This is a genomic window from Vibrio sp. 2134-1 (genome assembly GCF_033339495.1).
This window is the reverse complement of sequence record NZ_JAWOUS010000348.1, coordinates 1-756: the sequence shown is the minus strand read 5'-3', so window position 1 is coordinate 756 and position 756 is coordinate 1. Positions and strand designations below refer to the sequence as shown.

General features: G+C 43.4%; 1 protein-coding gene and 1 pseudogene. One reads left to right on the top strand and one right to left on the bottom strand.

Annotated features, from left to right (window positions below; all coding sequences use genetic code 11):
* A pseudogene (locus tag R7R78_RS25905) lies at positions 1–124 on the top strand (DUF721 domain-containing protein); the annotation flags it as partial.
* A 75-nt stretch (positions 125–199) separates the two neighbouring features.
* Here the strand turns inward: R7R78_RS25905 and lpxC are convergent.
* Positions 200–756 (bottom strand): UDP-3-O-acyl-N-acetylglucosamine deacetylase (gene lpxC / locus R7R78_RS25900; RefSeq protein WP_225474587.1); only part of this gene is annotated, 557 nt, incomplete at its 5' end.

Below are 756 nucleotides of genomic sequence, written 5' to 3'. Positions count from 1 at the left end.
AAAACGCCCGCCACTCACTGAGTCAGCAGCTCAATCACTGATGACCATCGCTGATATGGCCCCACCAAAAATCCAAGAGCGACTAAAAAGGCTCGCAGATATGGCAGAAAAATCTGGCCAATAACCATCATCACGTGCGGTAAAATTTAGATAGAAAAAAACCAGGTCGAAACCTGGTTTTTAATATTCTTTGACTAACTTATGCTAGCACCATGTTTGGCTCTGCAAAAGCGACTGGAGAACCGACTTCTTCTTCGAAAGTTGTCCATTCCCATGCTTCTTGATCCGCCAATACTGCGCGTAGAAGTTGGTTGTTTAAACCGTGACCTGATTTATAAGCACGGAATTCACCAATAATTGGATGACCACACATGTAAAGGTCGCCAATTGCATCTAACACCTTGTGAGTAACAAACTCGTTCTCAAAGCGCAGACCTTCTTCGTTCAGAATTCGGTAATCGTCCAATACGATAGCATTGTCGAAACTACCACCCAAAACTAGGTTTTGAGATTGTAGGTACTCGATATCACGCATAAAGCCAAACGTACGTGCACGAGAAATTTCGCGAACGAAACCTTGAGATGAGAAATCAAACAGTAGGCGCTGCTCGTCTGATTCAATCGCAGGGTGGTTAAAGTCAATTTCGAAGTCCATACGGAAGCCGTTAAATGGGACAAATTCTGCCCACTTATCGCCATCTTCAAAACGAACTGGCTTTTTAATGCGGATAAAACGCTTAGGAACGTTTTGCATTT